Raw genomic sequence first — 19,443 nt, forward strand, 5'->3', positions numbered from 1 at the left:
AGGAGCGTGGAAATGCGTTGGGCGACTTATTTCGCCGTGCTGGCCTCGGTGCTCAGCGTTGGTCTGGCGTTGGGTGTCAGCATGCCGCTGGTGTCCCTGCGCCTGGAAGGCTGGGGCTACGGCAGCTTCGCCATTGGAGTGATGGCTGCGATGCCGGCCTTCGGCGTGCTGTTGGGGGCGAAGGTTTCCAGTCGGCTGGCGTCCTGGCTGGGCACTGCGCGTCTGATGCGCCTGTGCCTGTGGGCGGGGGCGGTGTCCATCGGCCTGTTGGCGATCCTGCCGAGCTACCCGGTGTGGCTGGTGCTGCGGCTGATGATCGGGGTGATCCTGACCATCGTGTTCATTCTTGGCGAAAGCTGGATCAACCAGTTGGTGGTGGAGCAATGGCGCGGCCGGCTGGTGGCGCTGTATGGCTGCACCTATGCGCTGAGCCAGCTGTCGGGGCCGCTGCTGTTGGGCGTGCTGGGCACCGATCATGACTATGGGTTCTGGGTGGGCGTGGGCCTGTTGACGCTGGCGCCGTTGCTGTTGCTGGGGCGTTCCGGGGCGCCGACCGCCGAGTCCTTCAGCGTGACGTTTGCCGAGCTGTGGCGCTTCTGTCGGAGCCTGCCGGCGATTGCCTGGGCGGTGGCGTTATTCGCGGCGTTCGAGGCGATGATCCTGACGCTGCTGCCGGTGTATTGCTTGCAGCAAGGCTTCACGGCCGAGATCGCCCTGGCGATGGTCAGCACGGTGGTGGTGGGCGATGCGTTGCTGCAGCTGCCCATCGGTGCGGTGGCCGACTACCTGCCGCGGCGCACGCTGTTCTTGAGCTGCGCGCTGCTGTTGCTGGGGGCGAGCCTGGCGGTCCCGTTGTTGATGCACACGCTGCTGATCTGGCCGGTGTGGGTGCTGTTCGGCGCGAGTGCCGGCGGTTTGTTCACCTTGTCGTTGATCCTGATCGGCGAGCGTTACCGCGACGATGCGCTGGTGCGCGCCAATGCCCACGTGGCGCAGCTCTGGGGCATCGGTTGCCTGATCGGGCCGCTGGTGGCCGGTGCGGGCAGCCAGTGGATCAGCGGGCATGCATTGCCGTGGCTGATGGCGGCCGGGGCGCTGGGGTTGGTGGTGCTGTTGTTGCGTCAGGGGGCGTTTGGCGCCGCGCAGCCCGCTTAGGCGCGAGGGGATGAAGGCTGGTTAAGTGCGGTGTTCTTGCGTTCTTCGCGAGCAAGCTCGCTCCTACAGCATGCGCTCCAGGCCGACGGAGGTGGCGAACCAGGCGTTGAAGTGGCGCCACCAGCTGCCCGGCTCGCGGGTCAGGGTGTGCGGTTGCCCGTTATCTTCGGTGGTCCACACCACCTGGCCATCCTGTAATTTCGCCTCGTAGCTCAATGCTGGCGCCATGCCTTGCAGCGCCAGATTGCGCAGGTGCTCGGCCAGCTCAGGGCTGTCCACCAGCACGCCGACTTCGGTATTCCACAGCACCGAACGCGGGTCGAAGTTGAACGAGCCGATAAACGACTTTTGTCGATCAAAAATCATCGCCTTGCTGTGCAGGCTGGAATCCGAGCCGAGGAACAGGCCGCGACGAAACAGGTGGGGGCCGCTGCCTGTGCGGGGTGCGCCGGGTTGGCGGCGCAACTCATAGAGTTTCACGCCGTGCTCCAGCAGCGCCTTGCGATAGGGCGCGTAGCCGCCGTGTACGGCCGGCACGTCGGTGGCTTCGAGGGAGTTGGTCAGCAGGCTCACCGAGACGCCCGCGTCCGCGCGACCGGTCAGGTACACCAGGCCCGGCTGTCCCGGCACGAAATACGCCGAAATCATCATCAACTCATGGTTGACGCCTTCGAGTTCCGGTTCCAATTGGGTGGTCAGCAGCAGGCGCGGGTCCGGATCATTCTTGGCGAGTACCTTGCTCGGGGCGTCCCACAACGCCTGGTTCCAGGCCCAGATCAGCTCGCGCCGCCAGATGTCCAGGCGCGGTTCGGTCTTGTAGGTGCGCAGGCGGTTGTACAAGGCGTGGTTCTGTTGGCGCGACTGGGCCAGGGATTCTTCCAGGCGCAGGCGTGCGCTGGCCAGGTCGCCTTTGGACGGCAGGTTGGAGATGAATTCATTGATGGGCTTGCTCAGGGCGCTGTTCCAGTACTGGTCGAAACTGTGGCCGAGTTGCTCGGCCACCGGGCCCACGCTGAGCATGTCGATGTCGGTGAAATTAAGGTTGGGTTCGGCGTCGAAATATTCGTCGCCCAGGTTGCGCCCGCCGACGATGGCCGCGCTGTTGTCCGCCAGCCACAGTTTGTTGTGCATGCGTCGATGTTGCAGCGACAGGTTGAGCAGGCGCCCCATGGCGCGCGTCACGCCGGTGCTGCGCCCCAGGTGCAGCGGGTTGAACAGGCGAATCTGGATGTTGGGATGGGCGGCGAGGGTGGCGATGACCTGATCGAGGCCGTCGCTGGTGGTGTCGTCCAGCAGGATACGCACACGCACGCCACGGTCGGCGGCCTTGAGCAGTTCATCCACGAGCAGGCGGGTGCTGATGCCGTCGTGGACGATGTAGTACTGCAGGTCGAGGCTGGTCTGGGCGTTGCGGATCAGTTCGGCGCGGGCCATGAACGCCTCGCTGCTGTTGGGCAGCAGGCGAAAGCCGGAGCGGCCCTGATGCGGCGCGGCCTGGGCCTGGATCGAACGGCCGAACGACGACTGCGTCGCCGGCAGGGCATCGCTGGGGATGCGCGGCACATTCACCGTGGCGCAGCCGCCCAGGGCCAGGGCGCCCAACAGGAAAAACGCTAAAAGCCGTCGAGTCATCAAGGGCACCGTTTCCAGATCAGGGCGGTTGTCGACATAGGACGGCTATTTTCCCGGAAAGGTCAGTCGGCGGCCTCGGCCAGCATCTTGCTCGCGACGGCGCCGACTTTGCGCACCGCCTCTTCAATCTGCGGCGTAGGTTTGGCAGCGTAGTTCATGCGCAGGCAATTCCTGTACTTGCCGGACGCGGAAAAGATACTGCCTACGGCGATTTGTACGCCTTGTTCCACCAACACCCGGTTGAGCTTGAGGGTGTCGAAACCTTCCGGCAGCTCGATCCACAGCATGAAGCTGCCTTGAGGTCGGCTGGCGCGGGTGCCGGCGGGGAAATAACGGCTGACCCAGTCGAGCATCATGTCGCGATTACGTTGGTATTGAGTACGCATCCGCCGCAAATGCGGTTCGAAATGGCCGCCCTTGAGAAATTCGGCGATGGCGATCTGCGGCTGGGTCGCGGTGGAGCCGGTGCTGATGTATTTCATGTGCAACACCCGCTCCAGGTAGCGGCCCGGCGCGACCCAGCCAATCCGCAGACCCGGCGCCAGGGTTTTCGAGAACGAGCTGCAGAGCAATACGCGGCCATCTTCGTCGAAGGATTTGATGGTGCGCGGGCGCGGGTAGCTGTAGGCCAGTTCGCCATACACATCGTCTTCGATGATCGCCACGTCAAAGCGCTGGGCCAGGGTCAACAGCGCCCGCTTGCGTGCCTCCGGCATGATGTAGCCCAAAGGATTGTTGCAGTTGGGGGTCAGTTGAATGACTTTGATCGGCCACTGTTCCAGCGCCAGTTCCAGGGCTTCGAGGCTGATGCCGGTGAGCGGGTCCGTGGGGATTTCCAGGGCTTTCATGCCCAGGCCCTTGAGGGTCTGCATGGCGCCGTGGAAGCTCGGCGAGTCCACCGCAACGATATCCCCCGGCTCGCAGATGGAGCGGATGCTGGCAGACAGCGCCTCATGGCAGCCGGTGGTGATCACGATGTCTTCGGCGGTCAACTGGCAGCCGGAATCCAATGACAGTCGGGCGATTTGTTCGCGCAACTCCATACAGCCGAGGATATTGTCGTAATACAGCCCCGGCAGGTCCTGGCGCCGGCTGACGCGGGCCAGGCTGCGCAGCAGCGGCTTGAGGGTGGGCGACAACACATCCGGCATGCCGCGGCCCAGCTGTACGACATCTTTGCGCGGCACCGCGCGGATCAACTCGAGCACTTGGTCCCACTGGGAAATTTCCACCGGGCGCTGGGCCGGACGGCCGACTTCGGGCAAGGCCGGCAGCTCACGGCCGACGGGCACGAAGTAACCGGACTTGGGCTTCGGCATCGCCAGGCCGTTGTCTTCCAGCATGCGATACGCTTGCTGCACGGTGCTCAAACTGACCCCGTGCTCGACGCTCAAGGCCCTTACGGAAGGCAGCCGATCGCCGGGGCGGTAGAAGCCCTGTTCGATGCGGGTGCCCAGCAACTCGGCGAGGTTGACGTAAAGGGTCACGGTGATCACTCCCAGGGGACCAGTACAGATCCAGGGAAAATACAGGATTCAGCCGCTCGAGGGCAGTATCTGTATGGATTTAATAAAATTTGGTTGAATCTGTAATGGTTTTGTCCGCCCGCTCATTCTAGTCACTCATGGCAACCAGCAAATGAGGACGACAAAATGAACGGCATGAGCGATGTGCGGCTGACGTTACACGGCCAGGAACTGGAAGCGGGGCAGGCGCGGGCGATGTCGGCCCCGACCCGCAACCGCTGGAGCCTGTTCTGGCACCGTCGCCACACGCGCAAGGTGCTGCTGGAGCTGACTGCCGAGCAACTGCGGGATATCGGGTTGACCGCCGAGCAGGCGCGCCAGGAAGGCTTGAAGCCGTTCTGGCGCAGTTGAGTCACACCAGTTCTTTCAACCGGTGCCAGAGCATCCCCAGCGCCAACAGCGGCGAGCGCAAGTGCTTGCCGCCGGGGAAGGTGATGTGCGGCACCTGGGCGAACAGATCGAAACGTCCCTGCTGCTGGCCGCTGATGGCTTCGCCCAGCAGCTTGCCCGCTAGGTGTGTCGCGTTGAGGCCATGACCGGCGTAGGCCTGGGCGTAATACACGTTGGGTTGATCTGCCAATCGGCCGATCTGCGGCAAGCGGTTGGCACCGATGCCGATCATGCCGCCCCATTGATAGTCGATTTTCACGTCGGCCAGTTGGGGGAACACCTGCACCATCTTCGGCCGCATGTAGGCGCCGATGTCCTTGGGGTCGCGTCCGGAATAGTGGCAGGCGCCGCCGAACAGCAGACGACGGTCGGCAGACAGTCGGAAGTAGTCCACCGTCACCCGCTGATCACACACCGCCATGTTTTGCGGCAGCAATTGGGCCGCCTGGGCGGCGCTTAACGGCTCGGTGGCGATGATATAGCTGCCGGCCGGCAGCACTTTGCCGCTCAGCAGTGGGTTGAGCCCCTTCAGATAGGCGTTGCAGGCCAGCACCAGGGTCTTGGCGCGCACATTGCCGCGGGCGGTGTGTACGTTGACCTCGGGGCCGTAGTCGATGCGCGTCACTTCGGAGTGCTCGAACAGTTGCACGCCGAGTTTTTGGGCGGCAGCTGCCTCGCCGAGGGCCAGGTTCAGCGGGTGCAGATGGCCCGAGCCCATGTCGATCATGCCGCCCACGTAGCGCTCGGAACCGATCACGCTGCCCATTTCGCTGGCTTGCAGCAGGCGTACTTCGTGGCGATAGCCCAGGCTGCGCAATTCTTCGGCGTCTTCGGCGAGGCCGAGCAGGTCGCGGGGTTTGTTGGCCAGGTCGCAGTAGCCCCAGGTCAGGTCGCAGGCGATCTGGAAACGCTCGACGCGCTCGCGCACGATTTCTACCGCCTCCAGGCCCATCAGTTTCATCTGGCGCACGCCGTCGGTGCCGATCACGTTGGTGAATTGCTCCAGGCCATGGCCAACGCCGCGGATCAACTGGCCGCCATTGCGCCCGCTGGCGCCCCAGGCGATCTTGCGCGCTTCCAGCAGCACCACGCTGAACCCGCGTTCGGCCAGTTCCAGCGCGGTGTTGAGCCCGGAAAAACCGCCGCCGATCACGCACACGTCGGCCACCGTTTCGCCGGCCAACGCCGGATAGTCGGGTTGCGGCAGGCTGCTGGCGGCGTAGTAGGAAGCGGTGTGCCGGGCGCTGGCAGTCATGGGAACATCCCCGTTTGGAAAATTTGACGCAGGATACAGCGGTCGGACGAAGCTGTCTCACCGCGGGGTTTTGCGGCAGAATCCAGGCCTATTCGCCGTTCGGTACGTGTTTCGATGAGTTGCAACAGTCAGAAAATCAGCGCATTGCGCCGACAGATTCCCTCGTTCGAGTGCGTCCCCGGTTGCCACGATTGCTGTGGGCCGGTGACGACTTCACCCGAGGAAATGTCGCGCCTGCCGCGTAAGACCGCTGCCGAACAGGAAGCTGCCATGGACGAGTTGAACTGCGTACACCTGGGGCCCAATGGCTGCACGGTGTATGACGAGCGCCCGCTGATCTGTAGGCTTTTCGGCACCACAAAGACCTTGCCGTGCCCCAATGGACGCCGGCCGGTGGAGCTGATTCACCCGCGGGTGGAGAAGCAGATCCACGAATACATGGCGAGTACCCGGCAGGTGCTGGTCTAAATGTGGGAGCAAGCAAGCCCCCGTCCACATTGACCCGGTTGTGTCAGTCAGTCGGGGATGGGCAGATTGAGGCTCTCTTTCACCTCTTCCATCACGATATAGCTCTTGGACTCCCGCACATGGGGCAGTTTGAGCAGGATGTCGCCGAGCAGTTTGCGGTACGAGGCCATCTCGGAAATCCGCGCTTTCACCAGGTAGTCGAAGTCCCCCGAGACCAAGTGGCACTCCAGCACATGGGGCAATTTCAGCACGGCGCGGCGGAATTCTTCGAAGGTGTCGCCGGATTTGTAGTCGAGGCTGATCTCGACAAATACCAGCAAACTCGCCTTCAAATGCTGGGGGTTGAGGCGTGCGTTGTAGCCCATGATGATCCCTTCACGCTCAAGGCGGCGCACGCGCTCGGTGCAGGGGGTGGTCGACAGTCCGACCTTTTCCCCCAGCTCCGTGAACGAAATGCGCCCGTCGGCTTGTAGGATGCGCAAGATGTTCCGGTCGATCTTGTCCAGCTCCCGTTTGGTCTGGGTGTTGGTACGCATAGGGGATACGCCTCTGTGAAAACGGTTGTTGCCAAGAATTGTCGCCAAATATAGGCATTTATATAGTGAAATGCACTGGTGATTGCTTTTTATACTGCTCACATCATTGCTCGAACAACACACGTCGGCGGTCAAGCCGCGATGAGGATATAAAAATGCGCGTTCTGGTCTTGGGTAGCGGCGTCATTGGTGTGACCAGTGCCTACTATTTGGCGCGAGCCGGTTTTGAGGTGGTCGTGGTCGACCGCCAGCCAGCCGCGGCCATGGAAACCAGTTTCGCCAACGCCGGCCAGGTCTCTCCAGGCTACGCCTCGCCATGGGCCGCGCCGGGTGTGCCGCTCAAGGCCATCAAGTGGCTGCTGCAACGCCACGCGCCGCTGGCGATCAAGGCCACCGCCGATATCAACCAATACCTGTGGATGGCGCAGATGCTGCGCAACTGCACCGCCAGCCGGTATGCGGTGAACAAGGAGCGCATGGTCCGCCTGTCCGAGTACAGCCGCGATTGCCTCGACGAACTGCGCGCTGAAACCGGCATTGCCTACGAAGGCCGCAGCCTCGGTACGACCCAACTGTTCCGCACCCAGGCCCAGCTCGATGGCGCTGCCAAAGATATCGCCGTGTTGAAAGAGTCCGGCGTGCCGTTCGAATTGCTCGACCGTGCCGGCATCGCCCGCGTCGAACCGGCCCTGGCCAGCGTCACCGACATCCTCGCCGGTGCCCTGCGCCTGCCGAACGACCAGACCGGCGACTGCCAGATGTTCACCACGCGCCTGGCCGACATGTGCAAGCAGTTGGGCGTGGAATTCCGTTTCGAACAGGACATCCAGCGCCTCGACCACGCCGGTGATCGCATCAACGGTGTGTGGATCGACGGCAAGCTGGAAACCGCCGACCGCTACGTCCTGGCCCTCGGCAGTTATTCGCCGCAGTTGCTCAAGCCGCTGGGGATCAAGGCGCCGGTGTACCCGCTCAAGGGCTACTCGCTGACTGTGCCGATCACCAACCCGGCGATGGCGCCGACGTCGACCATTCTCGACGAGACCTACAAGGTCGCGATCACCCGTTTCGACAACCGCATCCGTGTCGGCGGCATGGCTGAAATCGCCGGTTTTGACCTGTCGCTGAACCCACGTCGGCGCGAAACCCTGGAGATGATCGTCAACGACCTTTATCCTCAGGGCGGCAATCTGACCGAAGCAATCTTTTGGACCGGCCTGCGTCCGACCACCCCGGACGGTACGCCGATTGTCGGTGCCACCCCGTTCAAGAATCTGTTCCTGAACACCGGCCACGGCACCCTCGGTTGGACCATGGCGTGCGGCTCCGGTCGTTTGCTGGCTGACCTGATGGCCAAGAAAACGCCGCAGATCAGTGCCGAAGGCCTCGATATTTCCCGTTATGGCAACCACCAGGAGTCTGCAAAACATGTCAATCCAGCGCCAGCTCACCAATGAGCGCATGAGCCAGATCGTTGCCCACGGCGGCACCGTGTACCTGGCAGGGCAAGTCGGCGACGACCTGAGTGCCGGGATTGAACAACAGACCCGTGAAACCCTGGCCAATATCGAGCGTTTGCTGGACTTGGCCGGCACCGACAAAAGCAAGCTGCTGTCGGTGACGATCTACCTCAAAGACATCGACGCCGACTTCGCCGGCATGAACGCGGTGTGGGACGCATGGCTGCCCAAAGGCGTCGCCCCGGCCCGCGCCACGGTTGAAGCGAAACTGTGCGAGCCACAAATCCTGGTGGAGCTGTCCGTCGTGGCCGCCCTGCCTTAAGCAACGATCCCTCTCCCGGTACCGATGCGGTTGGTCGGTGCCGGTTTTTTTCACTCTGCCGCCTAGAAGCCTGCCGCCATGCGTCCTGCCCGTGCCCTGATCGACCTCCAAGCCCTGCGCCACAATTACCAATTGGCCCGTGAAGTCACGCGGGCCAAGGCCCTCGCTGTGATCAAGGCCGATGCCTACGGCCATGGCGCAGTGCGCGTGGCCCAGGCGCTGGAAGCCGAGGCCGATGGTTTTGCCGTGGCCTGTATCGAGGAAGCACTGGAGCTGCGGGCTGCCGGTATCCGCGCGCCGGTATTGCTGCTGGAAGGGTTTTTCGAAGCCGACGAGCTGCCGCTGATCGTCGAGCATGATTTCTGGTGCGTGGTGCATTCGCTGTGGCAACTGGAGGCCATCGAGCAGGCGGCCTTGCGCAAGCCCCTCACCGTGTGGCTCAAACTGGACTCGGGCATGCACCGTGTCGGCCTGCATCCCAAGGACTACCACGAGGCGTACCAGCGCCTGCTCGCCAGCGGTAAGGTGGCGAAGATCGTATTGATGAGCCACTTCGCCCGCGCCGATGAGCTCGATTGCGTGCGCAGCAATGAACAAGTGGCGGTGTTCGAAGCGGCGCGCCAGGGGCTGTCGGCCGAGGTCAGCCTGCGCAATTCGCCGGCGGTGATGGGCTGGCCGAAGGTGCCCAGCGACTGGGTACGCCCCGGCATCATGCTGTACGGCACGACGCCGTTTGGTGAAGACCAGGCCATCGCCGCGCGCTTGCAGCCGGTAATGACCCTGGAATCGAAAGTCATCTGCGTGCGCGAACTGCCGGCCGGCGAGCCGGTGGGCTACGGTGCCAAATTCATCACGCCGAAACCGATGCGGATCGGCGTGGTTGCCATGGGCTATGCCGACGGTTATCCACGTCACGCCCCCACCGGCACGCCGGTGCTGGTGGCGGGGCAGCGCAGCCAGTTGCTCGGCCGGGTGTCCATGGACATGCTGTGCGTCGACCTCACCGACGTGCCCCAGGCCGGCCTCGGTTCCACCGTGGAGCTGTGGGGCAAGAACATCCTCGCCAGTGACGTCGCGGCCGCCGCCGAGACCATCCCCTACCAGATCTTCTGCAACCTGCGCCGCGTGCCAAGGCTCTATTCCGGGGCTTGATCGGCCTCTACGAACGGTGCTGGGGAGGATTTAGGCCCAAGTGTTGTAAATACTGAACGCTGTCGCCATGATAACGCTCAATTACAACAAAGCCTGAATCCTAGGAGGCTCCCGCATTGGACGTCGGCGAACGACTGCAATCCATCCGTAAACTGAAGGGTCTTTCCCAGCGCGAGCTCGCCAAGCGTGCGGGTGTCACCAACAGCACCATTTCGATGATCGAAAAAAACAGTGTCAGCCCTTCCATCAGTTCCTTGCGCAAGGTGCTGGGCGGCATTCCCATGTCGATGGTCGAGTTCTTTTCCGAGGAAATCCTCCAGGAAATACCGACCCAGGTCGTCTATAAAGCCAACGAGCTGATTGATATCTCCGACGGCGCCGTCACCATGAAACTGGTGGGTCGCGCACATCCGAGCCGGGCGATCACGTTTCTCAACGAAATTTACCCGCCTGGCGCCGATACTGGCGAAGAAATGCTCACCCACGAAGGCGAAGAAACCGGGATTCTGGTGGAGGGTCGCCTGGAATTGGTCGTCGGTCTTGAAACTTTTGTGCTCGAAGCTGGCGATAGCTACTACTTTGAAAGCACCAAGCCCCATCGTTTTCGTAATCCGTTCGAGGTGCCGGCGCGACTAATCAGCGCAGCCACGCCCGCGAACTTTTGACAGAAGAGGCGTCCTGCCAGCATTGCAGAGACTCCCGCAGCGTATTCCGTGAGACTGAATCTCCCTTTGCTTAATAGGGTTGTTTCAGCCAGGCGGGCTAACCGTTATACTTTCGCCGCCTGCGAAACCGTGGCCGCAGGCGTGAATAGCCACCATTGAGGGTGAACGCGTGAACCTAATTATGAAAATGCTGGCTGCACCAGCAACCGTACTGGCCCTATGGGCTGTCAGCGCTCAAGCTGCGACCAATGATGACATTGCCAAGCGCTTGGAGCCTGTTGGCCAAGTGTGTGTGCAGGGGCAGGAGTGCAAGGGGATGGAAGTCGCCGCAACAGCGGGCGGCGGCGGCGGTGCGAAAACACCGGATGAGATCATTGCCAAGCACTGCAATGCATGCCACGGAACCGGCCTGTTGGGTGCTCCGAAAATCGGCGACACCGCCGCCTGGAAAGACCGCGCCGACCACCAGGGCGGCCTCGACGGCATCCTGGCCAAGGCGATCACGGGTATCAATGCCATGCCGCCAAAAGGCACCTGTGCTGATTGCACGGATGCTGATCTGAAAGGCGCGATCAAGAAGATGTCCGGGTTGTAATCCAGCGATCTTCGTCAAAAATGCCGCTTACGAGCGGCTTTTTTGTGCCTGCGATCGAGGGTTGAGGCTGTTCTTTGCAACCAAGACGGGCCACTCTCTATCCAACCCCTAGTCATGAAATGTTCAGGAGGGTCGGATGGTGCAGTTATGTTCAATCGAGCAAGCCGTTGACGACGTACTCGCGCGCTTGCCGGCGCATATCCACATGGGCCTGCCCCTGGGCCTGGGCAAGCCCAATCTGTTCGTCAACGCGCTGTACCGACGTATCGCCAAGCTGCCGGAGCGGGCGCTGACGATTTACACCGCCTTGAGCCTGGGTCGCCCGGCGCTGGGCGATGGCTTGCAGAAGCGCTTCCTGGAACCGTTTACCGAGCGGGTATTTGGCGATTATCCCGAGCTGGATTATCTCGCCGATCTGCACAAGGACAGCCTGCCGGCGAATATCCACGTCCAGCAATTTTTCATGCAGCCCGGTAGCCTGCTTCACAGCCAATCCGCGCAACAGGACTACGTCAGCAGCAACTACAGCCATGCCGCGCGCGATATCTACGCCGCCGGCCTGAACCTGGTGGCGCAGTTGGTGGCCAGCAGCGCCGAGCACCCCGACCGGCTGAGCCTGAGCTGCAACCCCGATGTCACCCTCGACCTGCTGCCGATGATCGCCAAGCGTCGCGCCGCCGGGGAAACCGTGCTGATGGTCGGCCAGGTCCACACCGATTTGCCCTACATGCCGGGGGATTCGGAGTTGGGCATGGATGCGTTCGACTACCTGCTCGATGAAAAGGACAGCAGCACGCTGTTCTCCACACCGAATATGCCGGTGGGTTTCCAAGACCATTTTATCGGCCTGCATGCCAGCACCCTGGTGCGCGATGGCGGCACCTTGCAGATCGGTATCGGTTCGATGGGCGATGCGCTGACCGCCGCCTTGCTTGCGCGCCAGGCCGATAACGAAGCCTATCGGCTGCTGCTGACCGACCTCGATGTGTACCGCTGGGCGGCGCTGATCAGCCGTGAAGGGGGCGTCGAGCCGTTTGCCAAAGGCCTTTATGGTTGCAGCGAAATGTTCGTCAACGGCCTGCTGGTGCTGGCGGATGCGGGGATCGTGCGGCGCAAGGTCTACCCGGATGTGGCGACGCAGGAACAGGCAAACGCCGGCCTGCTCGATGATGCGGCCCAGCCCGACGGCATTTCGATCCATGGCGGTTTTTTCGTTGGCCCGCGAAGTTTTTACCAACGCTTGCAGGACATGACCCTCGCCAAGCGTCAGGCGTTCAACATGACGCGCATCAGCTACATCAACGAGCTGTACGGGCAGGAAGAACTCAAGCGTTTGCAGCGTCTGGATGCGCGGTTCATCAACAGCGCGATCGTGGTGACCTTGCTCGGCGCCGGGGTTGCCGACCAACTGGAAGGTGGCCGCGTGCTCAGTGGCGTGGGCGGGCAGTACAACTTTGTTGCCCAGGCCCACGCGCTGGAAGGTGCGCGCGCGATCCTGATGTTGCGCAGCTGGCGCGAAGCGGCGGGGGAGGTCAGTTCCAATATCGTGTGGGAGTACGGCCATTGCACGATCCCACGGCACCTGCGGGACATTGTCATCACCGAATACGGAATTGCCGACTTGCGCGGTCAGACCGATTCCAAGGTAATTGAGGCGTTGCTCAACATCACCGACTCCAGGTTCCAGGGCGACTTGATCGAGCAGGCGCAAGAGGCCGGCAAACTACCCCGGGATTTCCAGCTGGACCCGCGCTTTACCGACAACACTCCGCAGCGGCTCCAGAGCCTTCAGGCCCGGCATCGCCGGTTGTTTCCGGAGTATCCGCTGGGCACCGATTTCACGGATGTCGAACGGGACCTGTTGCGGGGGTTGAACTGGCTCAAGAGCAAATTCAAGCTGAGCGAGATTTTCGACCTGGGCAAGGCGGCGCTGGATGCGCCGGAGCCGGAGGCGTTTCCCGAGCATCTGAAGCGGATGGGGTTGGACCAGCCGGAAGGGCTAAAAGAGGACGTGTATCAGCGGCTGTTGCTCGCCGGCCTCCAGGCCACCGCGCACTAAATGTAGGAGGGGGCTTGCCCCCGATAGCGGTGTATCAGTCACACAAATGTGTTGGCTGAGCCACTGCTATCGGGGGCAAGTCGAATCGTCGCACCGCCCCTCCCACAGTTTTAACCGGGTTCCGTCAGCGATTACTCGATGAAGGTGACGACACCACCGCTCAGCGACTTCACGCGCGCCAGTGATTCAACCCGATAACCCTGCGCATCCAGCTCGGCACGCCCGCCCTGGAACGACTTCTCGATCACGATCCCCAGGCCGGCAACGGTGGCACCGGCCTGCTTGATGATCGAGATCAGCGCCTGGGACGCCTTCCCGTTGGCCAGGAAGTCATCGATGATCAGCACGCGGTCGCTGCTGGTCAGGTGGCGCGGCGAGATCGCTACGGTGCTTTCGACTTTCTTGGTGAAGGAATACACCGTTGCCGACAGCAGGTTTTCGGTCAGGGTCAGGGACTGTTGCTTACGGGCGAAGATCACCGGCACGCCGAGGTTCAGGCCGGTCATGATCGCCGGGGCGATCCCCGAGGCTTCGATGGTGACGATCTTGGTGATCCCCGAATCCTTGAACAGCGCGGCGAATTCGTCGCCGATCAGTTTCATCAGCGCCGGGTCGATCTGATGGTTCAGAAAGGCGTCGACTTTGAGTACCTGATCGGAAAGCACGACGCCTTCTTCGCGAATTTTCTTGTGCAGTGCTTCCACGGAACGCTTCCTCTAATGGCGCACGGTGCGCCGAAAGTAGATTAAAAAATAGTCGATTCTAGCGCTTTAACATCGCGCGAATATCCGCCAGGGCGGTGTTGCCGCGAACGGCCTTGACCTCGGTCGGGGTGTCGTCGTTGCCTTCCCAGGCCAGGTCGTCCGGCGGCAGTTCGTCGAGGAACCGGCTGGGGGCGCAATCGATGATTTCGCCGTATTGCTTGCGCTTGGCGGCAAAGGTGAAGGCCAATGTCTGGCGTGCGCGGGTAATGCCCACGTAGGCCAGGCGCCGTTCTTCCTCGATGGTGTCGGCTTCGATGCTGGAGCGGTGCGGGAGGATTTCCTCTTCCATGCCCATGATGAACACGTAGGGAAATTCCAGGCCCTTGGACGCATGCAAGGTCATCATCTGTACACCTTCGGCGCCGTCTTCCTCTTCTTGCTGGCGCTCGAGCATGTCGCGCAGCACCAGCTTGCCGATGGCGTCTTCGACGGTCATTTCGCCGTCTTCGTCTTTTTCCAGGGTGTTCTTCAACGCTTCGATCAGGAACCAGACGTTGCCCATGCGGTAGTCCGCGGCCTTGTCGCTGGAACTGTTGGTGCGCAGCCAGTTTTCATAGTCGATGTCCATGACCATGCTGCGCAGGGCGCTGATCGGGTCTTCACCGGCGCATTGCTCGCGCACTTTGTCCATGAAGCGCTTGAAGCGCGACAGGCGATCGGTGAAGCGCGTGTCCAGGTGTTCGCCCAGGCCGATTTCGTCGGTGGCGGCGTACATCGAGATCTTGCGTTCGGTGGCGTAGTTGCCGAGTTTTTCCAGGGTGGTCGAGCCGATTTCCCGACGCGGTACGTTGATCACGCGCAGGAAGGCGTTGTCGTCGTCCGGGTTGACGATCAGGCGGAAGTAGGCCATCAGGTCTTTGACTTCCTGGCGTCCGAAAAAGCTGTTGCCGCCGGACAGACGATACGGCACCTGATGGTGCTGCAGTTTCAGCTCGATCAGCTTGGCCTGGTAGTTGCCGCGATAGAGGATCGCGAAGTCGCTGTAGGGCCGGTCGGTACGCAGGTGCAGGCTGAGGATTTCCACGGCCACGCGCTCGGCTTCGGCGTCTTCGTTGCGGCAGCGGATCACGCGGATCTCGTCGCCATGGCCCATCTCGCTCCACAGTTGTTTTTCAAACTCGTGGGGGTTGTTCGAGATCAGCACGTTGGCGCAGCGCAGGATGCGGCTGGTGGAGCGGTAGTTCTGTTCCAGCATCACCACTTTCAGGGACGGATAGTCGTCCTTGAGCAGCATCAGGTTTTCCGGGCGGGCGCCGCGCCAGGCATAGATCGACTGGTCGTCGTCGCCCACCACGGTGAACTGGTTGCGCTTGCCGATCAGCAACTTCACCAGCAGGTACTGGCTGGCGTTGGTGTCCTGGTATTCGTCCACCAGCAGGTAACGTACCTTGTTCTGCCACTTCTCGAGGATGTCGGCGTGTTCCTGGAACAGCTTCACCGGCAGCAGGATCAGGTCGTCGAAGTCCACCGCGTTGAACGCCTTGAGCGTGCGCTGGTAGTGGGTGTAGACGATGGCGGCGGTCTGTTCCTTGGGGTTGCGCGCGTTTTCCAGGGCTTCGGGCGGCAGGACCAGGTCGTTTTTCCAGGCGCCGATCATGTTCTTGATCTCGTCGACGCCGTCGTCGCCCGCGTATTCCTTCTGCATGATGTCGGTCATCAGGGCTTTGACGTCGGTCTCGTCGAAGATCGAGAAACCCGGCTTGTAGCCCAGCCGCGCATGCTCCTTGCGGATGATGTTCAGCCCCAGGTTGTGGAACGTACACACCGTGAGGCCGCGGCCTTCGCCACCCTTGAGCAGGGTGCCGACCCGCTCTTTCATTTCCCGCGCCGCCTTGTTGGTAAAGGTCATGGCGACGATGTACTGGGCGCGGATGCCGCAGTTCTGGATCAGGTGCGCGATCTTGCGGGTGATCACGCTGGTCTTGCCGGAGCCTGCACCGGCGAGCACCAATAGAGGGCCGCCGACGTAGTTCACGGCTTCTTGCTGCCGGGGATTGAGTCGGGACATACAGAGTTCAGGGAGTCGTTGTTCAAAAGGGCGGGCATTTTAACAGGCTGGTGAGATTCTGCTGCCTTGGATCGACGGTGTGACGTACCACTCGATCTAAATTTGCCGCTTTTGCTACTTTGCCGCAGGATGTGGGGGTATTTGCGACTTTTGTGCGTACTGCTCGTATTTGATAACTTTTATCATTTGTGAATGCTCGACCTGACGTCATAATACTTGCCGCCAACGAAATCTTGCAGAGTCTAGGGAGCTAGCTTGTCCACGCCTGTCGAACCCTTGCGTTTGCTGCTACTGGCCGATACGCCTGAGTGGGCAGCATTGTTGCGCGAGTGCCTGGTGCCGATGGGCGACGGGGCTGTGCTGATCAGCGCGCCCAACTGGGACTCGGTGAGTCGTCTGTTCGACGACGACCACAGCGCCGTGCTGTTGACCACGCCCAACCTGCAACCCGGCCCGGGCCGTTGCAGCTTGCCGTGCGTGTTGTTGCTGGAACAGGAGCCGTTGGTGGCGCCCCTGGGAGTCAGTGACTGGCTGATCCGTCTTGCCATGGACGCCGACACCCTGCGCCGCTGCCTGCGCCATGTGCGCGAACGTGGCGTGCTGGAAAACACCTTGCAGCGCCTGGCCGAACAAGACCCGCTGACCGGTATCGCCAACCGCCAGGGCTTCCAGACCCTGTTGGCCGCACGCCTGGCAGACAACGAAGGGCGCGGCCTGGCCCTGGGCCACCTGGACCTCGACAACTTCCGCCACGCCAACGATGCCCTCGGCCACCAGGCCGGCGACCGGCTGATCCTGCAAGTGGTCTCGCGGCTCAAGAGCCAGCTCGAAGCCGGCGACCAACTGGCGCGCCTGGGCAGCGATGAGTTTGCCTTGCTGATCGACACCCGCCGCGCGCCCCAGCGTGCCGAATGGATGGCCGAGCGCATCACCGAAGCCATGGCCGAACCGTATTGGGTGGATGGCGAGAGCCTGCTGATCGGTTGCAGCCTGGGCGTCGCGCATGCCCGCGCGCGTGCCGGCGCCGACCCGTTGATGTGGCATGCCCATATCGCCATGCAGCAAGCCAAAAGCACCCAGGGCTGCACCTTTCATATCTTCAACGAACGCATCAACCGCAACGCCCGCAGCCTGGCCGACCTGGAAAGCGAATTGCGTCGCGCGCTGCGTCGCGACGAACTGGAACTGCATTACCAGCCGCGCCTCGACCTGGACGACGGCCATATCGTCGGCCTCGAAGCCCTGGTGCGCTGGCGCCATGGCGAGCGCGGCCTGTTGCCGCCCAGCGAATTCGTGCCGCTGGCCGAACAGAGTGGGTTGATCGTACCGCTGGGTTACTGGGTGATCTCCCGGGCCCTGCGCGACATGCAGGACCTGCGCGAACGCGGCCTGCCGCCGCTGCATATGGCGGTCAACCTGTCGTTCCGCCAGTTCCAGGACAGCCAACTGCTCTCGACCCTCAGCCGGCTGATTGTCGAGCGCGGGGTGGATGCGCAATGGCTGGAATTCGAGTTGACCGAAACCGCCGTGATGCGCCGCAGTGACCTGGTCAAGCAGACCATGGACGCCCTCGGTCGCCTCGGTGTGCGCTTTTCCCTCGACGACTTCGGCACCGGCTTCTCATCGTTCGTCCACCTCAACAGCCTGCCGATTGCCTTGTTGAAGATCGACAAGAGTTTCGTCGGCGGCATGGAAGAGCGTGAAGAAAACCGCAAGCTGGTCCACGCCATGATCAACCTGGCCCACAACCTCAACCTGGAAGTGGTGGCCGAAGGCGTGGAAACCGCGGAACAACTGGCGCTGTTACGTTTGTTCGGTTGCGACCAGGCCCAGGGTTACCTGATCAGCAAACCGCTGCCATTGCCGGAGTTGGTGGACTACCTGACGTTCGGCAAGGACCAGCAGGCTTTGTTGGGCTAGCTCATCCTTTTCTTGCCAACCCGCCCCCACATTTCAACCGCGCAAGACTTCTAGTCGGTCTGCGCGGCATGGAATGAGCGTTGAGCGTCTGGCTCCTGCCGAATCATGCGCTTCATCTTCGCCTCGAACGCACAGGTCAGGCTGATCGCCGCACAGGCCAAGCCCAGCGCCAGGCCCCACCACACGCCGGTCGGCCCCCAGCCCAGGGTGAAGGCCATCCACCAGGCCGCTGGCGCACCGATCAGCCAATAGCAACCCAGGCCCACCAGGAAGGTGGTCTTGGCGTCCTTGAGCCCACGGATGCAGCCCATGGCGATGGTCTGCACGCCGTCGAACAGCTCGAACCAGGCCGCCACGGCCAGCAGGCTGACGGCGAGCACGATCACCTCGTGGAATGCCGGGTCGTTATGGTCGAGGAACAGCCCGACCAGCGGATCGGAATACAGCCACAGCACCGCGGCAAATCCCAACATCACCGCCGCGCCAAAGCCGATACCGACACGCCCCGCCATGCGCGCCTGCAGCAGTTGCCCGGCGCCATAGTGCTGGCCGATACGCATGGTCACCGCGTAGGACATCCCCGCCGGCACCATGAACGCCACCGAGACGATTTGCAGCGCGATCTGATGCGCCGCCAATTGCGTACTGCCCATGGTGCCCATGCACAGCGCCGCGAAGGCAAACAACCCGACTTCCACCGCGTAGGTGCCGCCAATCGGCAGGCCCAGCCGCCACAGCTCGCGCAAGTAGTGGGTGTTCAGACGCAACAGGCCTGCGCTCAGCGGGTAGGCCGAGTACGCGCGGTTGCTGCGGATGTACGCCATCAGTGCCAGCGCCATGCCATTGGCGACGATGGCCGTGACCAGGCCGATGCCCATCAAGCCGAGTTTCGGCAGGCCGAACATGCCCTCGATCAACGCGTGGTTGAGCAGGTAGTTGACCACTGTGCCGCCGAGACTGATCACCATCACCGGTGTGGCTTTGCCGATCGCGCTGGTGAAGCCGCGCAGGGCCATGAAACTCAGGTAGCCGGGCAGGGCGAACGGCAGGATCGTAAGGAATTGCCCCGCCGCGTCCACGTTGGTTTCGGTCTGACCGAACATCAGCAGCACCGGCTTGAGGTTCCACAGCAGCAGCGCCGCCGCCAAGGCCATCAGCCAGGCGAGCCACAGCCCGGCCTGGGTCAGGCGGGTGGCGCCGTCGATATCGCCCGCGCCGTGGCGGATGGCGACCAAGGTGCCCACGGCAGCAATCACGCCGATGCAGAAAATCGCCACGAACGAGTAGCTCGCCGCGCCCAGGCCACCGCCGGCCAGGGCCTCGGGGCTCAGGCGGGCCATCATCAGGGTGTCGGTCAGCACCATCAGCATGTGCGCCAACTGTGAGGCAATCAACGGCCCTGACAGCCGCAGAATGGCCCAGAGTTCGGTACGTGCCGGATGTTGCATGATCATCACGCTCAAATTTTCGGAGGAGGGGGAGAACGTCGATTCTCGGCGCTCTCAGCTCATTGCACAAAGGGATAAAAGCGATTGG

General features: G+C 62.3%; 17 protein-coding genes. 10 read left to right on the forward strand and 7 right to left on the reverse strand.

Annotated features, from left to right (window positions below; all coding sequences use genetic code 11):
• Positions 1–12 precede the first annotated feature (12 nt).
• Entirely contained in the window at positions 13–1,155 is a 1,143-nt protein-coding gene (locus AC07W0_RS14220) for an MFS transporter (protein ID WP_102617850.1), read from the forward strand.
• 63 nt (positions 1,156–1,218) lie between these two features.
• Here AC07W0_RS14220 and AC07W0_RS14225 read toward each other — a convergent pair whose 3' ends face one another.
• Positions 1,219–2,787 (reverse strand): phospholipase D family protein, encoded by a 1,569-nt coding sequence (locus AC07W0_RS14225; protein WP_032804275.1) that lies wholly within the window; start codon positions 2,785–2,787, stop codon positions 1,219–1,221.
• Between the two features lie 62 nt (positions 2,788–2,849).
• Positions 2,850–4,274 carry an aminotransferase-like domain-containing protein gene (locus tag AC07W0_RS14230; protein WP_046385149.1) on the reverse strand — a complete coding sequence of 475 codons (1,425 nt, stop codon included), beginning with the start codon at positions 4,272–4,274 and terminating at the stop codon, positions 2,850–2,852.
• Between the two features lie 165 nt (positions 4,275–4,439).
• Here AC07W0_RS14230 and AC07W0_RS14235 point away from each other — a divergent pair, with 165 nt between their 5' ends.
• Entirely contained in the window at positions 4,440–4,664 is a 225-nt protein-coding gene (locus tag AC07W0_RS14235) for a DUF1127 domain-containing protein (protein WP_017846042.1), read from the forward strand.
• Position 4,665: 1 nt separating this feature from the next.
• Here the strand turns inward: AC07W0_RS14235 and AC07W0_RS14240 are convergent, their stop codons facing one another.
• Entirely contained in the window at positions 4,666–5,958 is a 1,293-nt protein-coding gene (locus AC07W0_RS14240) for an NAD(P)/FAD-dependent oxidoreductase (protein WP_046381651.1), read from the reverse strand.
• Positions 5,959–6,072: 114 nt separating this feature from the next.
• On the opposite strand from AC07W0_RS14240, the gene AC07W0_RS14245 reads away from it, so the two are divergent.
• The gene (locus tag AC07W0_RS14245) at positions 6,073–6,426 is read left to right on the forward strand and encodes a YkgJ family cysteine cluster protein (protein ID WP_017135860.1); all 354 of its coding nucleotides are present in this window, start codon (positions 6,073–6,075) and stop codon (positions 6,424–6,426) included.
• A 47-nt stretch (positions 6,427–6,473) separates the two neighbouring features.
• On the opposite strand, the gene AC07W0_RS14250 is transcribed toward AC07W0_RS14245, so the two are convergent.
• Positions 6,474–6,962, reverse strand: a complete 489-nt coding sequence (locus AC07W0_RS14250) for an Lrp/AsnC ligand binding domain-containing protein (RefSeq protein ID WP_017846039.1) — start codon at positions 6,960–6,962, stop codon at positions 6,474–6,476.
• A gap of 155 nt (positions 6,963–7,117) precedes the next feature.
• Here AC07W0_RS14250 and dadA point away from each other — a divergent pair, with 155 nt between their 5' ends.
• From dadA to AC07W0_RS14280, 6 genes are all read left to right on the forward strand, one after another.
• The gene (gene dadA, locus AC07W0_RS14255; RefSeq protein WP_017846038.1) at positions 7,118–8,419 is read left to right on the forward strand and encodes a D-amino acid dehydrogenase; all 1,302 of its coding nucleotides are present in this window, start codon (positions 7,118–7,120) and stop codon (positions 8,417–8,419) included.
• Positions 8,391–8,744 (forward strand): RidA family protein, encoded by a 354-nt coding sequence (locus tag AC07W0_RS14260; RefSeq protein WP_017846037.1) that lies wholly within the window; start codon positions 8,391–8,393, stop codon positions 8,742–8,744. The genes dadA and AC07W0_RS14260 overlap by 29 nt, the downstream gene beginning before the upstream one ends.
• 78 nt (positions 8,745–8,822) lie before the next feature.
• Positions 8,823–9,896, forward strand: coding sequence for an alanine racemase (gene alr, locus AC07W0_RS14265; protein WP_046488947.1), 1,074 nt, complete (start codon positions 8,823–8,825; stop codon positions 9,894–9,896).
• A gap of 116 nt (positions 9,897–10,012) precedes the next feature.
• Positions 10,013–10,561, forward strand: a complete 549-nt coding sequence (locus AC07W0_RS14270) for a cupin domain-containing protein (protein WP_017846035.1) — start codon at positions 10,013–10,015, stop codon at positions 10,559–10,561.
• Between the two features lie 181 nt (positions 10,562–10,742).
• Complete coding sequence (locus AC07W0_RS14275; protein ID WP_026139909.1) at positions 10,743–11,156, forward strand: c-type cytochrome; 414 nt, start codon at positions 10,743–10,745, stop codon at positions 11,154–11,156.
• 136 nt (positions 11,157–11,292) lie between these two features.
• The gene (locus AC07W0_RS14280) at positions 11,293–13,215 is read left to right on the forward strand and encodes an acetyl-CoA hydrolase/transferase C-terminal domain-containing protein (protein WP_102617849.1); all 1,923 of its coding nucleotides are present in this window, start codon (positions 11,293–11,295) and stop codon (positions 13,213–13,215) included.
• A gap of 131 nt (positions 13,216–13,346) precedes the next feature.
• Here AC07W0_RS14280 and AC07W0_RS14285 read toward each other — a convergent pair whose 3' ends face one another.
• The gene (locus AC07W0_RS14285; protein ID WP_017846032.1) at positions 13,347–13,919 is read right to left on the reverse strand and encodes a xanthine phosphoribosyltransferase; all 573 of its coding nucleotides are present in this window, start codon (positions 13,917–13,919) and stop codon (positions 13,347–13,349) included.
• 58 nt (positions 13,920–13,977) lie between these two features.
• Complete coding sequence (rep, locus tag AC07W0_RS14290; RefSeq protein ID WP_017846031.1) at positions 13,978–15,987, reverse strand: DNA helicase Rep; 2,010 nt, start codon at positions 15,985–15,987, stop codon at positions 13,978–13,980.
• A 255-nt stretch (positions 15,988–16,242) separates the two neighbouring features.
• On the opposite strand from rep, the gene AC07W0_RS14295 reads away from it, so the two are divergent.
• A complete protein-coding gene (locus AC07W0_RS14295; protein WP_017846030.1) occupies positions 16,243–17,907 on the forward strand; it encodes a putative bifunctional diguanylate cyclase/phosphodiesterase in 1,665 nt (554 codons plus the stop codon).
• Between the two features lie 50 nt (positions 17,908–17,957).
• On the opposite strand, the gene AC07W0_RS14300 is transcribed toward AC07W0_RS14295, so the two are convergent.
• Positions 17,958–19,361: a NorM family multidrug efflux MATE transporter gene (locus AC07W0_RS14300; RefSeq protein ID WP_017846029.1), complete on the reverse strand. Its 1,404-nt coding sequence runs from the start codon at positions 19,359–19,361 to the stop codon at positions 17,958–17,960.
• Between the last annotated feature and the right edge of the window lie 82 nt (positions 19,362–19,443).

The sequence above is a fragment of the Pseudomonas sp. GW704-F2 genome, from assembly GCF_059423025.1.